Below are 18,861 nucleotides of genomic sequence, written 5' to 3'. Positions count from 1 at the left end.
CTCCTTACTGGACGCTTGGGCTGCAATTGGCGGTGACCGGCTGGTCGCTGATGACCTGACGGGCGAACGGGATGGAGTCCTTCAGCGACGCGTTCACCGTTTCGCTATGGCCCAGGCCCTTGTAGAGGTGGCCCTGCACGACCGAGCCGGCTTTGCAGGCATCCTGCATCAGCGCGACCTGAGTGGCGGCAGCGGGGGTCTTGTCCTCGGCGCCGGTGCCAATGAAGATCGGCTGGGCAAGCTTCAGGGTCGGGTACGACACCTGCGCCAGCCATGGCTTGAGCTGGTCGCCCTGGTAGTCTTTCTTGGCGTTGGCCGGAGTCAGGCCGGTACCGACCACATCGCTGACCAATGCCGACAGGCAACTGCTGCGCGCTTGCTCGAACAGCGGCAGGGCCTTGTCGGTGTAGAAGTCGCGCGGGTCGATGCTCGGGTCATACTGCTGTGCGGCGAGCAGGGTGTAGAAGCCGTAGGCCAGGGCTGGGTCGACCTTGTCCTGGTCCTGTTCGCCAACATTCTTCGCGCCCACGGTGTAGATCACACCCGTGCCGATACTGCCCTTGACCCCCAGCCTGGGCGCGTAAGTGGCCGCATAGGCCCCGGCGGCAAAGGCCCCGGCCCCGCCTTGCGACTGGCCAATGATCAACACCTTGTCGGCCAGCCCTGGTACGCCGGCGACCACGGCCCTGGCTGCATCGAGGATGCCGTAGGCGGCCATGCGGTTGTTCAGCAGCGGGTGGCCGCCCGGCACACCGAGGCCCTGGTAGTCAGTGGCGACAATGGCATAGCCTTCGTCGAGCCAGCGATTGAGGTATTGCACGTCGCGGTAGCTGCGGCCGGCCCAGGACGGCGCGCAGATATCCGCCACGCCGACCGTGCCATGGCCCCAACTGGCGACCGGCCAGCCGCCCGCAGGGGCCTTGCCCTTGGGGATGAACAGCGCACCGGAAACCACGATGGGGGTCTTGCCGTCGATACCATCGAGCGAGGTGTACAGGATGCGTTGCGCGCTGGCGGCATTGGGCAGGCTGAGCGCCTGCTCCAGCGGTTCGCTGCGCAGCAGTTTGCCGGGGGTAGCGGGGATCGCCTTGGTCCAGGTGTAGAAGGCCGACACCCGGCCATCGCCCTGTTGCGGGTCTGCTTTGGGGGCGTAGGTTTCGGCGGCCATGGCGCCGATGGACAGGGCCAGGGCGCTGAGACCGAAGATGAGCGAAGCAGGCAGTTTCATGGGCAAGATTCTCAAGGTTGTTGGCTGATCTGGGCGTCGAGGGATGGCCAGTAGTCGGTCAGTTGCAGGTCGATCAGCGCCTGGCGGGTAAAGCCCGTGGCCAGGTCGCCGGTAATGTCGTAAGGGGTGCGGATCAGCCGGTTGGCCAGGGCGTATTGGCCAAGGGCGTCGTAGTGGGCCTTGAGCTGGGCATCGCTCTTCGGTGCCCACCGCGCCTTCCAGGCTACCGGGTCGTCCTGGTCGTCACGGCGCAGCACGCTTTCGCTGACGCCAGCGCGCGAAGACAGCGCGTAGTAGGCGTCGCGGTTCTGCTCCTGGGAGATCCACCAGGCCGCGCGCACCCAGGCAGTGGCCACCAATTGCGTCAGGTCGGCGTGCTGCTGCACGAAGCGGTCGGTGCCCCACAGGTCCGAGACCAGCCGCCAGTCGTTGGCGCCTTGCTTGGTCGACCAGAGGATGCGCGCCACGCCCTTGTCTTCCAGGGCGTAGGCTTCGTTGAGCAGCACGGCGGCATCCACCTTGCCGGCAGACACCGCAGCGGCACCGACCTGCGGGTTGAGGTTGGCGATCTTGAAGTCGCTCAACTGCAGGCCCTGGCTCTGCAGGAAATTGCTGAAAGCGAATTCCCATGGCCGGCCGCGGTGCAGCGCCAGGCGTTTGCCCTTGAGGTCGTGGATGCTGCGTGCCGTGGAATTGCTCGGCACCACCAGGTAGATGTTGTTGCCGCTGCCGCCCGGCACCACCAACTTGCCCGGCACCTGGCCGGCACCGGCGATGACCGAGGGCAGGTCGCCGCGTACGGCAAAGTCCAGGCTGTCATTGCTGAAGCCTTCGTTGATCTGCGGCCCGGCGCCAGCATGGGGCAGGGCGGTCCATTGCAGTTTCACGCCGCGGGCGGCCAGTTGCTGTTCCAGCCAGCCTTCTTCGATCACCCGGCCAGGGATGCCACCGAACACTGGCGCGCCACCCTGGGTGAAGGCGACGATGGCGATGCGCACCGCCGCCGGTGGCTCGGCTGCCAGCGCAGCCAGGCTGAGGAACAGGCCGCCCAGAAGGGCGAAGGCGTGACGCCAGGGATTATTCATGTGCAGCTCCAGGCAAAGGGTCTAGCGGCCAGGAGCGAAATGCATGCCAGCCTGCTGTGAAGTGGCTACAGCCCTTTAGTTACAAGGCCTCCAGCCATAGGCGAATGGGCCTGAAGGGCACCGGCTGCTGTTCCGCGGGCAGGGCAGTGCTGACGGATTGCTGCTGTAGCAGCAGTCGATTGTTGGAAAACTCCAATATTTCCAATTCGAATATCTAAATATTAATTAATAATTTTTTGATCTAATTTGTTTCATGCACTATGGGGCTGCGCGTCAACTGCCAGGAATGCCCTATGTCGCTCATCACCCACCCCAATGCCCGCGAGCTGACCAAGTCGGTACGTGCCACCGTGCTCGTGTTCAAGGACCCGCGCTCCCAGGAGCTGCTCAGTCGCATCGAGCGCCTGGCGCCCAGCGAGGCCAATACCCTGATCATCGGTGAAACCGGCACCGGCAAGGAGCTGGTTGCCCGTCATATCCACCACCTCAGCCGCCGGGGCCGTGAGCCATTCGTGGCGGTAAACTGCGGTGCCTTTGCCGAAACCCTGGTGGAGAGCGAGCTGTTCGGCCACGAGAAAGGGGCGTTCACCGGTGCCACCTCCAACAAGGCCGGCTGGTTCGAAGCGGCCAATGGCGGCACGTTGTTCCTTGATGAAATTGGCGACTTGCCGCTGAACATGCAGGTGAAGCTGCTGCGGGTGCTGCAGGAACGTGAAGTGGTGCGCCTGGGCTCGCGTACGCCGATCCCGATCAATGTGCGGCTGGTGGCGGCGACCAACGTCAACCTGGCCGATGCAGTGGTGGCGGGGCACTTTCGTGAAGACCTGTTCTACCGCCTGCACGTCGCGACGATTCGTTTGCCACCGCTGCGCGAGCGCCCGGGGGACATCTTGCCGCTGGCGCAATTCTTCATCGAGGAACACAGCCGGCGCCTCGGTTACGAGCGTGCTTCGTTGAGCCCGGATGCCGAACGCAAATTGCTGGCGCATAGCTGGCCGGGCAACATCCGCGAGCTGGAAAATGCCATTCACCATGCGTTGCTGGTGTGCCGGTATCAGGTGGTGGCGCCGGCGGACCTGCACCTGGTCGACATGCGGCCGCAGATGGCGGCGCCGGTTGCACAGGGGTATTTGCCGACACCAAGCGCGCCACCGGCAGACCTCGAAAGTGCCTTGCTGGCGCTGTTTGAGCAGAATGTCCCGAATCTGTATGAGCACATCGAGGAGACGGTGTTCAGGGCGGCGTATCGGTATTGCCACGGCAACCAGCTACAGACGGGGCGTTTGCTGAACATCAGCCGCAATATCGTGCGGGCGCGGCTGGAGAAGATTGGCGAGCTGTCCAAAGCATGAGGGCTGTACGAAGCTTTGTTATTTGCCAATGGTAGATGTATTTAAAGGCTTTTTTCTTGGTGGAACTTGATCAGGAACTATCCGGATCGCCGTCGGAGATCGCGATGCGAAGTGTCTTAAGCGACACGGCCGCGGCGGCCTGTGTGGAAGTGCGGGCTTGGTTTAATTAGAGGTGACTAATGATGATTGCCCATGCACAGGGTAACCTTCCAAGGTACTAGAGCTTGGGTCGGGATTAGACGAAGCTGATAGGGTACGATACCGTTCGCAACCGGTATTGTCGGCCAGCTCCGCCTGAGTGTGAGGCCGGGAGATTGAATCTGAGCAGTGATATGCATCTTAATCAACGTTATTCGACTAATGGGTTCGTACAACCAGTGGATTATCAGACCCAATATAATGAAAACAAGCCTCCTTTCATACGGAGAAAAAGTATGTTGGCAATATGCGTCAAAAGGGACTTGCGTGCGAAGAGGTCACCAGAGTCGAATTTAGATTCATGATTAGAGCATCAAAAAAAGGCGTGGCTTACCCATTGGGAACCATATGGAGGAGCCACGCAGAAAGAGGAGGGCAAAACATAGAGAAATAGTGCTGAACATCCATGCTCAGTAAATTTACAGACCCAGTTCAGACAGGCTCGGATGGTCATCTGGACGACGGCCCAGCGGCCAGTGGAACTTACGCTCAGATTCCTTGATGGGCATGTCATTGATGCAGGCGTAACGGTTGATCATCAGGCCATCATCACCAAACTCCCAGTTTTCATTGCCGTACGAGCGGAACCAGTTACCAGAATCATCATGCCATTCGTAAGCGTAGCGAACTGCCAGACGGTTCTCAGTGAACGCCCACAACTCTTTGATCAAACGATACTCATGTTCCTTGGCCCATTTACGAGTCAGGAAGTCCTTTGCTTGCTCGCGATTGAACGCGAACTCAGCGCGATTACGCCATTTCGTATCGAGAGAGTATGCCAGAGAGACTTTTTCCGGATCACGGCTATTCCAGCCGTCTTCGGCCAGACGAGCTTTGAGAATGGCCGTTTCGCGGGTAAATGGCGGAAGCGGCGGGCGAACTTCGTTATTAGCGGACATGATAATTCCTCGCTTACTGGGCTGATATCGCCCGCCTACTGGTAATTAACGATTTAGTAGTTGCTGCGCAATGGTTTTTGCGTCAACTGCTGATCGGTTGTCACCGAGTAAATGGGCAACGGTGATGGCGCCGTCGATCAGAATCAGAAATTGGCGTGCAAGTGCCTCTGGATCAGCGATGCCATATTCTTCACAAATAGAGAACAAAAATGCTTTTAGTTTCTCTTTGTGCTCTTTATCTACAAGTCGTACAGGATCCTCAGGATCGCCGGTTTCACCGGCCGTATTGATGAATGCGCATCCCCTGAAATTTTCAGAGGTAAACCAGTCGCCAAGTACATCAAAAATCCGTAGAAGCTTTTCCGCCGGTGAGTCAGCCGTATTCACTTCTGATTCAAACCATCGCATCCAGTTACTGTCGCGGCGTTTTAAAATTTCAACAACGAGCGCTTCCTTAGTGCCGAAGTGGCGGTAGATACTCTTGCGAGCGACACCAGATGTCTTCACGAGAAGGTCCATTCCGGTTGCACCAATTCCGCCGCGATAGATCAAGTCTTCCCCGATCTTCAACAACCGCTCTTTGGTTTCGTTGCCACTATCGCTGTTCATGTCGGCAATGGTAGAACGATCGTTCTCCATGGTCAATACCTCCCGCTCCAGTATTTTCAAAAAAATAAAATCTGCTGAATTTACAACCAGTTAGGCAACGCCTCGTGCTCCTTAGGGTTACAAATGCTACACGTTGCACGGGAAAAGCGCTTGTTCTGTAAGGCGTTTGTCCACTGAGGTGTTCCGAAGCCCGTGGATGCATGCACAGCGGTTCTATGCTATCTAGGAAGCGGTGCGCCTTTGCTCGTCGCCATTGGCCAAGCGTATAGTTGACCGCCATGCTGCTCCGACATATCCGATATCTTCTTGCGGTGGCTGACCACCAGAATTTCACAAGGGCAGCAGAGGCGTTGCACGTCTCGCAGCCAACGCTGTCACAGCAAATTCGTCAGATGGAGGACGCTTTAGGGGCCCAGCTTTTTGATCGTTCGGGCCGAACGGTGCGCCTGACAGATGCTGGTGAGATTTACGTGCGCTTTGCGCGCAGGGCTCTACAAGATCTAGATGCAGGCAAAAGGGCGATCCATGATGTCAAAGACTTAGCCAGGGGCTCGGTTCGCCTAGCGATCACCCCAACCTTTACGGCTTATCTGGTCGGGGCGTTGGTCGAATTATTCAACACACGATACCCAGGCATCTCTCTCTGCATAAAGGAGATGCCTCAGGATCAGATGGAGGCTGCGCTTGCAGAGGATGAGCTAGATATCGGTATCGCTTTTTCTGAAGTGCGCTCACCGGAAATCGAGAGCCAGCCATTATTTGTTGAAACGTTGAGCATGATGGTCAGCTCCCAACATCAATATGGTGTAACTGATGCTCTATCGATCACCCAGCTCGAGGAACAACCCTTAGTGCTTTTAAGTGGCGATTTCGCGACAAGACGCTACATAGATGAATATTTTTACGAGCACAAAATTGTTCCGCGTGTCGCAGTGGAGGCAAACTCAATTACGGCAATAGTTGAGATTGTTCGGCGTAGCCACTTGGCGACAATTCTTCCAGACGCAATCTCTCAGGAACAGGCAGGACTAATCTCAGTCCAATTGACACCAACACTCCGTTGTAGGACAGCAGCCCTACTGGTCCGGCGAGACGCTTACCGGAGCGCCGCTTCAGAGGCATTTATGAATATAGCGAAAAGCTGGGGGCAAAAATCAGGCTCTGTGAGGCCGCTGGATTCTTCTTTAAAGATGTAGAGGTATGTCCGCATTCAAAGGCAATGCCTTTTCTACTGACCAGTTATGTCAATTATCTGATTGCAGCCTCTGTCGGCACCGTGGCATCGTCCCAGGTAGGGAGTAAATTGCCGCGTGTGCGGCTGCGGTAGCCGCGGAGTTCTGCCTATGTAAGTAAGCATTCGAACGTTTATCGAAAGCCAGCATGGTATCATCTGTTTCCAGATGCGTGCGAACTTGAGTGCTGCGCACAATCTTAAATCTCCGCACTAATTGGAGGAGTTTGCAGATCTGAAGCTTCATGATGTTCATTGGTTGCCTCGACTAGGCTATGGCCTAAAGCGGTTTTTGTAATTCTGAGTAACATCTGATCCTTGTTGCGCTCGATTTGCTTGATCTATAGAGGGCAGCGTTTCCGATTTTCATTTCAAGCTGCGCACTAAAAACTTAGTGGCGCAGCCGATTGAAATGAACCATCGTTTAGCTGTCCTTGCATCCAGTTCCATACACCTGGTAGCGAATCGTGTGCTGGTCACCACTGTGATCGACGTAAGTCATCGTTACTGGGTAAACACCGCATCCGTCAGGTACCGGTGATATATTGACAACGTCAGCTATATCAAGCTTCATGTCGTAACGATAGTCCTCTACGACAGTTTGCTCTTGGACTTCTGAGGCATTAGCAATTGTCATTTGATATTGGGCCGCAAGCAGCAGTGAGGCGATAACGATCTTGATTTTCATGGCTGAACCTTCCGATTTAAGTTTCCATATTGAGAAATATAAAGCGCTATTAAAGTGAGCGCGCAATACTACTGCATCCGATAGAAGGAATGCGAGGGCAGCTTCATTTAGTAGTAGTGACTTGCGCGCTACGTATTGCTTTTGCAACTCCCGCGCCTCACCGGTGCGGTGATGAATGCAGGCCTATTTAAAATGGCTTGTACGGCAGGAACTTACCATCAAGAGTGATGACTGCACGAGATCCGCCTTCTGGATCTTCAACTTTCTTGATGTCCATTTTGAAGTTGATCGCGCTGATGATGCCATCACCGAATTGCTCATGAACGATTGCTTTGAGAGCCGTACCGTACACCTGGATCATCTCGTAGAATCGATAGATTGTAGGGTCGGTTGGCACTCCACCTGGAATGGATCCTCTCACTGGAATGGCTTGCAGTTGGGCGACTACTTCCTTATCCAGATCCAAATGCGCAACTACGGCCTTGGCTGCAGTTTCGCTTAGTGGGTGTTGGCCCAACAGTGCAGCAGTAAGGTAGAACAGACTCAGGCCAGTGCCTTCGGTAAGGCTCTCCCAGGAAAGATCTTTACGAGCCTTCGCTTCGAGGATTTTCCCGGTCAGCGCCAGGGTTGGGTCCTGATAAGCATGAGATTGTTGCATGGTTTTTCTCCTACGGGTGGTGGTCACTGTCTTCAGGCTACTTTTGTTACTTGCCGCGCAGGGACAGCGCAGGTGGCCGGGTAATCGACAATCGATACGAATTGGCCAGAGCTGTTATCCAATGCGTCTATGCCTCCGCTTGCAATGTCGTAGACCCAGCCGTGCAGATTTAACTTCCCTTGTTCCTGCGCGATCCGAACGCTTGGGTGGGTCTGCAGGTTGGCCAGTTGTGCAATGACGTTTTCTTTGACCAGAGAAGCCAGTCGAGCGCTGTCATTACTGTGCGGACGACCCGCATTGATTACCTTGGCGCCTTCTGCATAGCGCAGCCAATTCGAAACTGCTGGCAGGTGATCAAGGCACTTGCACTGAGCGATTGCTGTCATGGCCCCGCAATCGGAATGGCCGCAGATGACTACATCAGTGACACCGAGGACGGCGACCGCATATTCGACCGTAGCGGAAACACCGCCTGGTTCCGGGCCGTAGGACGGCACGATGTTGCCAGCGTTGCGGACCACGAACAGCTCACCGGGTTCTTGCTGGGTGAGCAATTCAGGGACTACACGACTATCCGAGCAGGCAATGAACAAGGTTTTCGGGGACTGGGTTGAAGCCAGGTGTTTGAAAAGGTTCGAGCGTTGGGGAAATGCCTCACGCTGGAACTTAATCAAGCCTTCGATGAGGTTTTTCATGGCGATTGTCCTGGTGGGTGGCTGTTGGGGTTAGATTGACCTTAAGCAGCGATAGCGTCCAAGACCCATGTATTATCATGAGCATAAGCGCAGCCTATAGTTATGCAGCGTCATGCTTCGTCCCCACAGCCGTACTCCTGCTTTGCGGCTTGATGGATACCAAGCGGGATTGTGACGTTGGAAGGAGAGGTGGGTTCAGCTGCGCAGGCGGGACTTCTATTTGCGCCGCATGGAAATCCTGGGCAGAGCACCGGTATCTTTGAAGGGTAACAGGACGTGTGTCGCTCAAGCTTTGTGTTCCCAAAGTCACTTGGCTCAACTCGAAGTCGTCGTCCACACAACGCAGGTGGCGATCAGATAGGGGTTAGGGAGGTTGCCGCCGGATTAGGGGCAAAGCCGCTCCGCAGTGCGGCCAGATGCTTCGTATTGGTGCCGTTCAGGAAAAGATGCAAAACGGTGAGCAGCGTCTAGTGAACCGTCCCTGTCAATGCCTCGACAATGTACGGAAGATCTAGGCTCGTGCTTCTGGTGAAGATAGCTCTTGAGGCTTGTTAGAGGTGGGTTGGATTGGGAAGAGGGGCCTGTCCAGCGCTCGGAGTAGACATCGGAACTGATCGGACATCCTTGTCCATTAGTCAGCTCAGAGGCCCAGCTCTGAAAGGCCTGGATGGTCGTCGGGCCTACGCCCGAGTGGCCAATGGAACTTGCGTTCGGACTCCTTGATTGGGAGATCGTTGATACAGGCAAAACGGTTTTCCATCAGACCGTCATCCCCGAACTCCCAGTTTTCGTTGCCGTAGGAGCGATACCAGTTGCCAGAGTCATCGTGCCATTCGTAGGCAAATCGCACCGCGATTCGGTTACCTGTGAACGCCCAGAGCTCCTTAATCAGTCTGTAGTCGAGTTCTTTGGTCCATTTTCGAGTGAGGAAAGCTTTGGCTTCAGCCCGGTTATGAGCGAATTCGGCACGATTACGCCATTTGGTGTTGAGGGAATAGGCCAGAGAAACACGCTCGGGATCGCGGCTGTTCCATCCATCCTCCGCCAAGCGGACCTTCTCGATCGCAGTTTCGCGCGTGAAGGGCGGAAGCGGTGGACGCACTTCAGAGTTGGTATTCATTTTCGGATCTCCTACATCAGGGGCAGGAATTCAGCACCAGCGTCGCGCGTGATGAGTTCAGTACGCGGCGCCATTTTCAGCTCAAGACTGGCAGGACCGTTCGCTGACCACCGCACAAACCTCGACCAGAAAACAAATAGCATCGTGGTTGATTTTGTGGGTTGCTGCCTAACGTACATCCCTTCGGACGCTCGGTCCTTGGATGAATTCTGAAGATCCTGAATTTCTTATCGCCCATTCGTCCCGGACTGGAGCTCCTCCAGGAGCTGGCGTGCATTGATGACGTCTGTGCTACCAGATCCCTCTCGGATACGGCTACAAGAAATCGCCATTAACTCATAGGCATCCTGCTGCCGACCCACCTTCGCCCACAGGCGAGCCAGGCAAGTGGTCACACGCAGCTCCCAAGAAAAAGCTTCCTGTTGGCGGGCCCACTTAAGTGCCTCCAGGAAGCAGCTTTCAGCTGGTTGATGCTTTGCTAGTTGAGTTAGGACCTCGCCTTTTATTCGGAGCAGTTCGGCGGTGTTCCAATAGCTTTCGTTGATGAAGGTGAAAGTGAGGGCTTGTTGGATCTTGTCTTCTGCCTCGATAAAAGCACCAGATCGGCAAAGCTCCTCGGCAAGAATCCCTAGAAATGAAGTGAAATGCCCTGTGAATGAGGTCATTCTTAATGCTTCGACAGCATTGCGGAGCAGCGCTATTTCCTCGTTTGAACTGCGCCGGCGGAGTGCAAGCGTATGCTGGAAGCAGCGGGCCCAGGCTCCCCACACTTCCAAGCCGTGCCGTGAAGCGGTATCGCCCAGAATTGCAAGGTAGCGAGCAGAGGTCTCGTAATCTCCTACTATCAGAGATATAGGGATGGTGGCTTCGATTAGTGCATAGCACCTGGTCATAATGTGATCGCAGGCCAGCGCCTGCTCTGCGACCTCTGTGGCCAATGAGGCTGCTTGATCTGGGAGTCCTTGTACCCATAAGGTGCGCGCTTGAATGGCTCGAGCAACTAAGCCCTGATCGACTTGGTACCCTACAGTACTAGTGTGATGGACCGAATGGATATAACGTGAAATCAGATACTCCAATTCCCGCTGCGATTCACGTTGCTCCCCGTAAAAATGAAGCGACACACCGAGCAGACGATGACTCATCAGTATGTCGGGGTCATCTTGGCGCTCCTCTGCTAGCACCGCGAATTTTTTTGCGACCTCTAGGGCCGCGCGCGGTTCTCCGCCATAAATTCGTGCTGTCCATAGTCCCCACAGAGCCTTCGCTTGGCTTCTCTGGTCTCCTAGCTTCGAGGCTAATTCAAGAACATCGGCCCAAAGCGAGGCCGTAGTCTTAGAGGGCCCATGTGTGAACGTTAAGGCCACCGCAAGGCCGGAGCGTAGTTGCATGACGGATCTGGGAGAGGAGCCTGGTACTGTATCTACCGCCGCGAGTGCTGAGGTAAGCCGAACGCGGCACTCATCCACCAACGAGAGCTCCATCATCAGAGGGATTGATCCGGCTGCCAAATCAATCCCAACCTCAGTTTTCCCTACAGGCGAGAATGCCCATTCTAGAGCTGTTCGAACATTGTCTATCTGGTGTTTGTACAGCTTTAGCCATTGTGATGACGGCTCGCGTTGATAATCGTGAATTGCCTTCACCAGCAAAGCCTTGATGAAGTCCGCATGTCGATAACCGCATGCTACGAACTCTCCATGACTCTTAAGCTTTTCCAACGCATATAGTCGCGTTGTCTCATGAAGCCTGTAATGCGGCACCTCAGTGGAACGCTCGATCTGTACCAGGGATTTTTCTACCAGTTCGGACAGACTGTTCAATATCTCAGACCGATCATCGCCTGCGTTGCCTGCTACCGCTACCGCTGTTGCTTGGTCAAAGCTCCCAGATAAAAAACCGAGCTGCCGAAAGATCTTCTTTTCAGTGGCACCGAGCAATTCATAGCTCCAGTCGAGGGCCGCGCGCAGTGTTTGGTGTCGTTGCAGGGATGTTCGATAGCCGCACCGAAGCAATTTAAGGCGATCATGCAGTCCATCCGCTAAACCCTCAATCCCCAGCGAAGCAGCACGCGCTGCCGCGAGTACTATGGCCAGAGGGTTGCCATCAAGCTGGCGGCAGATACCGCTAACCAATGCGATAAGCCTGCCCTCAAGTAGGGCTCTTTGGTCCGCTGCTTTCATCCGAGATAAAAACAACTGAACTGCAGCAAATGGTAGAAGGTCGTTAGCGTTCGACAAACCAGGGGTAGGAACAGCCAAGGGGGGAACGTGGTAGAGATGTTCGCACTCAATACGAAGCAACTCTCGACTCGTCGTGACAACGCTCACGCTTGGATTTAAACGGATAAGTGTTTCTACGAATTGTGCAACGGAGTGGATCACGTGTTCACAGTTATCCAGCAATAGCAGTGTGGCGTTGTCGCCCAGTGCCTTTGCAACCCGCTCTGCAGATGCGGCGCCGCCCGCAAACCTCAGTCCGAGGGTCGCCCCTATAGTGTCGGCAACTAGGCATGCCGTCGTGAGCGGCGCTAATTCAACGAACCAAACGCCGCCTGGAAAGTTATCAGACTGTTGCTTCGCCACCTCCATAAGCAGGCGCGTTTTGCCTATCCCCCCGGGTCCAGTTAGCGTGATCAATCGATGTTCTTGCAGATGCTCGTTGACTTCCCTAACGTCTTGCTGCCGTCCGATCAACGGAGAGTCGATAAGTGGCAGATTTCCGTTCGCGGCGGTCTGCTTAACTTCCTGTGTTACGGATTTTTCATTGGGCGGCATGACGAATCTGTATCCCTGTCCCCAGACCGTCTTGATCACATCTCGATCGGCACCCAACGCTTTACGCAGAGCTGACATATGCACCTGCAAATTATTCTCATCAATGAGCTTGTCAGGCCACACGTGCAACATGATTGCGTCTTTGCTAACTAGCTCGCCGTTAGCGGAGATCAAAAGGTTCAGGATATCAAAGGCAGGTCCGCTTATCATGACTGGAAAGCCGTCAACCAAAAGCTCCCGGCGATTTGACCTTACCTCAATTCGACCGAATTTGGTCATGGTGTGGGCTCCTAATGCAGGCCCCGCTTCTTAGTGAGCAAGGCGTCTGATAAGCCGCGCATCCATAGCCGTTTCTCTAGCGGATGTTCCAATTCGCTCGTTCAGAGAAACCTAACCCGGTAGTGGCTAAGCGCAGCGCCCGCTGCACCATCCAGGCAAGCACCGTCCGGGGTGCCTATGAGCAGTCTAGCTTCAGAATCTTCAGATTTCCCCCAAGGACTTAAGCACGCGAATGGCGGTAGCTTTGAGCTCAAGCGTCCAGGAATGTCTGTGCCAGGGGAGGCCTATCGTAGCCTCAGGCAGGGCCTCGACTTATCGAAACAGGCCTGCGGTGAGCAGGATTCGTAACCAAAACTGACTGCAAGGTACAAGTCAGGATTGTGACCACCAACGTTTAGGCATTGTGGTCATTAATGCGATATCACGCTGACTAAACCCTTCATCTGGAGGAGTCATTCATGAAAGCCGTTATGAAAATTGCTGCATCTTCCGCGCTCTACCTTGCGCTTGTTAGCACCGCCGTTTATTCAGGTGCGCCTAGTGAACAAGTTAGCTACCGTACCCTTCAAGTTAGCGGTTTTGAGGTGTTCTACCGCGAAGCAGGGCCACACGATGCACCAACCGTCCTACTTTTACATGGTTTTCCGACATCCTCCCATATGTTTCGCGAACTCATACCTAAACTAGCAGTAAAATACCATGTGATAGCACCTGACTTACCGGGGTTCGGCTTCACTCAGCGCACAGGCAACAGCGAATTTGATTACACTTTCGATAATTTAACAAAAATTATCGATGGCTTCATTGAGGCGAAAGGACTAAGTAGGTTTGCCATGTACGTTTTCGACTACGGAGCGCCAGTGGGGTGGCGAATCGCCGCAGCTCACCCACAAAAAATTTCAGCACTTATTTCGCAGAACGGTAATGCTTACGAGGAAGGGCTGAGTGATGGATGGGCGCCTATACAAACGTATTGGGCAAATCCTACTCAACAAAATCGATTGGCGCTCCGTAAATTGCTGGAGCTTAAAATGACAAAGTGGCAATACATGGAGGGTGTAAAAGAGACTTACCTTGTCTCGCCAGACGGATACACACTTGACCAGGCGCTACTAGAACGCGAAGGTCAACAAGACATCCAGCTCGACTTGTTCCTGGATTACGCAAGCAATGTGAAAAAGTATCCGGAGTTTCATAATTATTTCCGCAAGCATCAACCACCGCTCTTGGCTATTTGGGGAAAAAACGATCCATTCTTTCTTCCTGCTGGAGCTCAAGCATTCAAACGAGATATTCCAAAAGCTGAAGTCAGCCTCATAGAAAATACCGGCCACTTTGCCTTGGAGACTCACTCCAGTTTAATTGCTGATAAGATCCTTGACTTCCTAAATCGAAACTCAGAATAACAGTGGTCGTATCCGCAGATATCACGGAGAAGGATGCAATAACTGTTGTTTTGGTCGCGCCCTGAGGTGATGACATGGCAGAGCACGCACTGACGTTATATTACTCTCCTCTTTCAAGCAGTTATCATAGCGTTTTGATCATGCTGTCATTGCTGGGGATATCTTGCAAAAAAGCTGAGATTAATATAGGCGACCGCGCATTCCAGTCATCGGAATATTCTGCGTTGAAGTCTTTTTGGCGAGGCCCGGTAATTGATGATGGGGGCGTTGTCGTTCCAAGCTCAAATGCAATACTTATCTATTTAGGTCGTAAATATGGAGGTGAACAATGGTGCCCAAGTGATCCCGAAAATTCTGCCGCAATACAGCGCTGGATTTCGGCCGCAGCTGGACAGTTATTCCATGGCGCAGGCGACACTGGAGTCGCATTGCTCCGCAACGGATTGGATGCAAATCATGCGACTCATCGCTATAAAGGCTTTCTCGACCTCTTGAACTCAGAGCTCACTAGCCGTCATTTTTTAGTGAAAGGAAACCCCACTGTTGCAGATATCGCCTTGTATCCATTCGTGTCTAGCGCCCCACAGGTAAACATAGCTCTTAGTGGCTACCCCCACATTCTGAGCTGGCTAAAGAATATCCAAGCGCTTCCTGGTTTTTTGAACTTGGATTAACGCATCGAGATCGAGCTTATAGCTATCGGAGCAAATCATGAATAGTTCTGTTGTGATCGGAAATTCGGCCTGCTCAGATTATCGTACTTATAATTTCAGCGCGGGGCCATCTGCGCTCCCTCATAGCGTTATAAAAAGAGTGCAAGCAGAGCTGGATAACTGGCAGGGGCGAGGCCTGTCGATCATGGAAATGAGCCATTGCAGCGAAGAATTCATGGAGATTGCAAAAAAAGCGGAGGCTGATCTACGCTCGCTGCTGGGTATTCCTGAACACTATTCAGTATTATTTCTTCCCGGTGGAGCTAGCCTTCAGTTTTCGCAAATCCCTTTGAATCTTTTAGGAAAATATGATAAGGCTGACTATCTAGATACAGGGATTCGGTCGCAACAAGCTATTAAGGAAGCGCATAGATACACAGCTGTAAACGTGGCGGGAAGTTCAAGAGCGTCTGGCTACTGCTCTATTCCACGCCCAGACGAATGGACAATTTCCAAATATACCGCTTATCTGCATTATACTGCGAACGAGACAGTTGGCGGACTGGAGCTTAGTGTAGCTCCCAAGATTGACTGGATTCCGCTTGTGGCAGACTTTTCTTCCAGCATTCTTTCTAGGCCCATCGAGGTCTCTCGTTTTGGGTTAATTTATGCCGGAGCGCAAGAGAATATCGGTCCTAGCGGGTTAACACTGGTAATTATCCGTCAAGACCTACTTGATCTGGCAAGCAAAAGCTGTCCCGCGGTGCTGAATTACAAGGTTATGGCGGAGCACAGATCCATGTACGATACGCCACCAACGTTTTCGTGGTACATCTCGGGCTTAGTATTTGAGTGGCTTCAGGAACAAGGCGGCTTAGCTGCTATCGCTGCAGTCAACGAGCGTAAGCAGCGCTTGCTGTACGATTACATCGACCGAAGCGAGTTATATTTTAACCCTATCGCTTCGGAGTATAGGTCGTGGACGAACGTTCCGTTTCGCCTTGGAGATGCACGTCTAGACGAGTTGTTTTTAGCAGGGGCAAAGGAGTGTGGACTTCTTGGGCTCCAAGGGCATCCATCAGTTGGTGGAATGAGAGCCTCGCTTTATAATACCGTTTCCGAGGAAGCTGTACAGTCACTGGTTGAATATATGTCTGTATTTGAGCGCTCATTCGGGTAGGTTGGCACGAAGGTCGGGCCACCCACCCTTGAACTCATACTTCTGGACGGTGTTGTTCATGGTTGGGGGCTATTGGAGGCGGCATTTTGCTGGACGGTATACCGACAGGTTTATGAACTGCCAGTAGCATGCTTGTAGAATTTGTTCGCTTAGGTTCGATTGCGGCCATGTGTGTGCGTCCGCTTTCGACCCATAGCGGACATTCAGCCCTCTGGCTTCAGTGGCTGTGTTGGCTTCGATACTCGCCTGGCGTCATGCCTGTCCAGGCCTTGAAGGCGCGCAAGAAAGAATCGGCATCCACAAAGCCGATCAGGGTTTTATGGATCTTGGTGGAATTCGGTCAAAGGCTATCGGGATCTCCGAAGAACATCTGTATCCGCGACCGCAACCAGCGCTCTGCCGGGTCATTGTCCTGCGCCCCGCGCCAGGCCATGTGCAGTTCGAAACTGCGCACCTCCAGCGGGAGATCCTCCGCCCGCAACCCACCCGCAGCGGTCAGTGCATCGGCCGTGTAGTCCGGCACCGTGGCCACGATATCGGTGCCCGCCAGCAAGCTCCCCAGCCCGTTGAACTGCGGCACCGCCAGCACCACATGGCGCTTGCGGCCGATTTCCTCCAGGGCTTCGTCGATGAACCCCGACAGGTCACCGGCGAACGACACGAGTGCATGCGGCCGTGCACAGAAGTCATCCAGGCTGATGGTGCCAGGCACGCTGTCGGCGCGCAGCAGCTTCGGCATGCTGCGGCGCAGCACCTTGCGCTTGGCGTTGGCTGGCAGTTCGCTGGTGTAGCTGACCCCCACCGAGATCTCGCCCGAGGCCAGCAGCGTCGGCATCAGCAGGTAGTTGACCCGGCGCACCACCAGCACGATGCCCGGCGCTTCGGCACGGATACGCTTGAGCAACTGCGGCAACAGGGCGAATTCGGCATCGTCCGACAGGCCGATGCGGAACACCGCATTGCTGGTGGCCGGGTCGAATTCGGCGGCGCGGCTGACGGCGGTGGAAATCGAGTCCAGCGCGGGAGACAGCAGGGCGAAGATCTCATGTGCCCTGGCCGAGGGCTCCATGCTGCGGCCGGTGCGCACGAACAGCGGGTCGTCGAACAGGTTGCGCAGACGCGACAGGGCTGCGCTGATGGCCGGCTGGCCGAGGAACAGTTTCTCCGCGGCACGGGTCACGCTACGCTCGTGCATCAGCGTTTCGAACACGATCAGCAGGTTGAGGTCTACGCGACGCAGGTCGTTTCGATTCATCGGGGCGCTTCGCCTGAAAGGGGGCAGGGGTGAATCTTAAGGCCAAAGGCTGGTACCCTGCACGGGTTTACGGGGACCAATCGCAAGGAAAGTCAGGTGCCCAATCGATGACAAGCATGTCGACTATTAATGACCACTGATGGTCTAACCGGTAAAGCCCGGATAGAGTTCAGGGTAATTAGAGGTTCACAAAGGCGAGGTATGCGATGTCCCGCATGATCCGGTTCCACAAGTTCGGCGCTGCCGATGTGCTCCGTTGCGAGGAGCAGGCCGAACCGTCACCCGCTGTCGACGAGGTGCAAATCCGCGTCGAAGCGGTTGGCGTCAGCTGGTATGACGTGCTCTGGCGGCAGAACCTGGCCCCCTCCCAGGCACGCCTGCCGGCAGGCATCGGCCACGAAATGGCCGGGGTGGTGACTGCGGTTGGCGAAGGTGTCGAGGACATCGCGGTAGGCGACCGGGTGGCGAGTTTCCCGGCCACCAGTGCCAACCAGCACCCGGTTTACGGCGACGTGATCGTACTGCCACGTACCGCCATTACCCGCTACCCGGATGTACTCACACCGATCGAGGCCAGCGTGCACTACACGCCGCTGCTGATCGCCTATTTCGCCTACGTCGACCTGGCCCGGGCCAAGGCCGGGCAGACTGCGCTGGTTACCGATGCCAGCCATTGCGCCGGCCCGGCGTTCGTGCAACTGGGCAAGGCTCTCGGGCTGAAAGTGTTCGCCGCCACCAAGGAAGCGGAACAGCGTGAATACCTGCTGGGCCTGGGTGCTGACAAGGTGATCGTCACCGAAGAGCAGGATTTGCTGCTGCAGGTTGGCAAGTACACCGACGGCCGTGGCGTGGACATGGTCCTCGACGGCATGGGCGGGCCGCAGATGTCGCTGCTGGGCGATGTCCTGGCGCCGCGTGGCAGCCTGGTGCTGTATGGCCTGCAAGGTGGCAACCAGACACCGTTCCCGGCGTGCGCGGCGTTCCAGAAGAACATCCAGTTCTATGTGCATTGCATCGGAAACTTCACCGGCAAGCCGGAGCTGGGTATCAGCCAGGACCAGGTGGCGTTGCAGCGTGCCCTGCGCGATATCAACCAGTTCACTGCCGACCAGTTGCTGACACCGCAGATCATCAAGGTGTACCCCTTCGAGCAGGTGGTGGAGGCGCACCGCTACATGGACCAATGCCCGTGCGGCGGGCGTGTGGTGCTGGATATGGCGCATCACTGACGGTTGTTCGAACGGTCAGGAAACCCGGGCTTTGTCCCGGGTTTTTTTGCGCCCAAAGAATAATTCAACTGTTAAAAACAGAAATTCCTTACAGCAACTAGCGAATCGGATTACTTGAAAACTGAATAACAGGGGTATACCGAAATATCTTGCCAGGTTTTCTGGGTTGAACTGTCGCTGCCGTGCGGTCAATGTGTTTTTCCGTTTTCTCTGAATGGTTTTTATACCCTGATCTGTATCTTCTATTCGCTTTCCATCCCTCGATAATGGCCCGATGATAGTTTGCGCAAGGAGCGTGGGATGAGCAGTGCTATGCCCG

Annotated in this window: 16 protein-coding genes; 6 read left to right on the top strand and 10 right to left on the bottom strand. The window is 54.9% G+C overall.

What is annotated here, in order from left to right; genetic code table 11:
- Window positions 1-4: 4 nt before the first annotated feature.
- Entirely contained in the window at window positions 5-1,228 is a 1,224-nt protein-coding gene (locus ACLEJP_RS15195; RefSeq protein ID WP_440807641.1) for a lipase family protein, read from the bottom strand.
- An 11-nt stretch (window positions 1,229-1,239) separates the two neighbouring features.
- The gene (locus tag ACLEJP_RS15190) at window positions 1,240-2,313 is read right to left on the bottom strand and encodes an ABC transporter substrate-binding protein (RefSeq protein WP_440807638.1); all 1,074 of its coding nucleotides are present in this window, start codon (window positions 2,311-2,313) and stop codon (window positions 1,240-1,242) included.
- 293 nt (window positions 2,314-2,606) lie between these two features.
- Here ACLEJP_RS15190 and ACLEJP_RS15185 point away from each other — a divergent pair, with 293 nt between their 5' ends.
- Window positions 2,607-3,665, top strand: coding sequence for a sigma-54 interaction domain-containing protein (locus ACLEJP_RS15185; RefSeq protein WP_289131345.1), 1,059 nt, complete (start codon window positions 2,607-2,609; stop codon window positions 3,663-3,665).
- Window positions 3,666-4,282: 617 nt separating this feature from the next.
- Here the strand turns inward: ACLEJP_RS15185 and ACLEJP_RS15180 are convergent.
- On the bottom strand, window positions 4,283-4,762 hold the full coding sequence (locus ACLEJP_RS15180; RefSeq protein ID WP_085588237.1) for a nuclear transport factor 2 family protein: 480 nt from the start codon (window positions 4,760-4,762) through the stop codon (window positions 4,283-4,285).
- 45 nt (window positions 4,763-4,807) lie between these two features.
- Window positions 4,808-5,371 (bottom strand): TetR/AcrR family transcriptional regulator, encoded by a 564-nt coding sequence (locus ACLEJP_RS15175; protein ID WP_440807817.1) that lies wholly within the window; start codon window positions 5,369-5,371, stop codon window positions 4,808-4,810.
- A 278-nt stretch (window positions 5,372-5,649) separates the two neighbouring features.
- On the opposite strand from ACLEJP_RS15175, the gene cynR reads away from it, so the two are divergent.
- Window positions 5,650-6,567 (top strand): transcriptional regulator CynR, encoded by a 918-nt coding sequence (gene cynR, locus ACLEJP_RS15170; protein WP_440807815.1) that lies wholly within the window; start codon window positions 5,650-5,652, stop codon window positions 6,565-6,567.
- Between the two features lie 459 nt (window positions 6,568-7,026).
- Here the strand turns inward: cynR and ACLEJP_RS15165 are convergent, their stop codons facing one another.
- The 5 genes from ACLEJP_RS15165 to ACLEJP_RS15145 all read right to left on the bottom strand — a co-directional run bounded on the left by ACLEJP_RS15165 (window position 7,027) and on the right by ACLEJP_RS15145 (window position 12,819).
- Entirely contained in the window at window positions 7,027-7,290 is a 264-nt protein-coding gene (locus ACLEJP_RS15165; RefSeq protein WP_440807635.1) for a DUF2790 domain-containing protein, read from the bottom strand.
- A 187-nt stretch (window positions 7,291-7,477) separates the two neighbouring features.
- Entirely contained in the window at window positions 7,478-7,948 is a 471-nt protein-coding gene (gene cynS / locus ACLEJP_RS15160; RefSeq protein ID WP_440807632.1) for a cyanase, read from the bottom strand.
- Between the two features lie 32 nt (window positions 7,949-7,980).
- Entirely contained in the window at window positions 7,981-8,643 is a 663-nt protein-coding gene (locus ACLEJP_RS15155; protein ID WP_440807630.1) for a carbonic anhydrase, read from the bottom strand.
- Window positions 8,644-9,283: 640 nt separating this feature from the next.
- Complete coding sequence (locus tag ACLEJP_RS15150; protein ID WP_440807627.1) at window positions 9,284-9,763, bottom strand: nuclear transport factor 2 family protein; 480 nt, start codon at window positions 9,761-9,763, stop codon at window positions 9,284-9,286.
- Window positions 9,764-9,990: 227 nt separating this feature from the next.
- On the bottom strand, window positions 9,991-12,819 hold the full coding sequence (locus ACLEJP_RS15145; protein WP_440807625.1) for a winged helix-turn-helix domain-containing protein: 2,829 nt from the start codon (window positions 12,817-12,819) through the stop codon (window positions 9,991-9,993).
- A gap of 458 nt (window positions 12,820-13,277) precedes the next feature.
- Between ACLEJP_RS15145 and ACLEJP_RS15140 the strand changes: the two genes are divergently transcribed.
- The 3 genes from ACLEJP_RS15140 to serC all read left to right on the top strand — a co-directional run bounded on the left by ACLEJP_RS15140 (window position 13,278) and on the right by serC (window position 16,058).
- Window positions 13,278-14,225 (top strand): alpha/beta fold hydrolase, encoded by a 948-nt coding sequence (locus tag ACLEJP_RS15140; RefSeq protein ID WP_440807623.1) that lies wholly within the window; start codon window positions 13,278-13,280, stop codon window positions 14,223-14,225.
- A 74-nt stretch (window positions 14,226-14,299) separates the two neighbouring features.
- Window positions 14,300-14,899: a glutathione S-transferase family protein gene (locus ACLEJP_RS15135; protein ID WP_440807620.1), complete on the top strand. Its 600-nt coding sequence runs from the start codon at window positions 14,300-14,302 to the stop codon at window positions 14,897-14,899.
- 37 nt (window positions 14,900-14,936) lie between these two features.
- Complete coding sequence (serC, locus tag ACLEJP_RS15130) at window positions 14,937-16,058, top strand: 3-phosphoserine/phosphohydroxythreonine transaminase (RefSeq protein ID WP_440807618.1); 1,122 nt, start codon at window positions 14,937-14,939, stop codon at window positions 16,056-16,058.
- 340 nt (window positions 16,059-16,398) lie between these two features.
- Here serC and ACLEJP_RS15125 read toward each other — a convergent pair whose 3' ends face one another.
- Window positions 16,399-17,313, bottom strand: a complete 915-nt coding sequence (locus ACLEJP_RS15125; RefSeq protein ID WP_440807616.1) for a LysR family transcriptional regulator — start codon at window positions 17,311-17,313, stop codon at window positions 16,399-16,401.
- Between the two features lie 206 nt (window positions 17,314-17,519).
- Between ACLEJP_RS15125 and ACLEJP_RS15120 the strand changes: the two genes are divergently transcribed.
- Window positions 17,520-18,542, top strand: coding sequence for a zinc-dependent alcohol dehydrogenase family protein (locus tag ACLEJP_RS15120; protein WP_289131354.1), 1,023 nt, complete (start codon window positions 17,520-17,522; stop codon window positions 18,540-18,542).
- Window positions 18,543-18,861: the final 319 nt, after the last annotated feature.

Source organism: Pseudomonas sp. SMV7, from assembly GCF_052041995.1.
Lineage (GTDB): Bacteria > Pseudomonadota > Gammaproteobacteria > Pseudomonadales > Pseudomonadaceae > Aquipseudomonas.
Note: the sequence above shows the minus strand (reverse complement) of the source record. Positions and strands in the feature narration are given on the sequence as shown.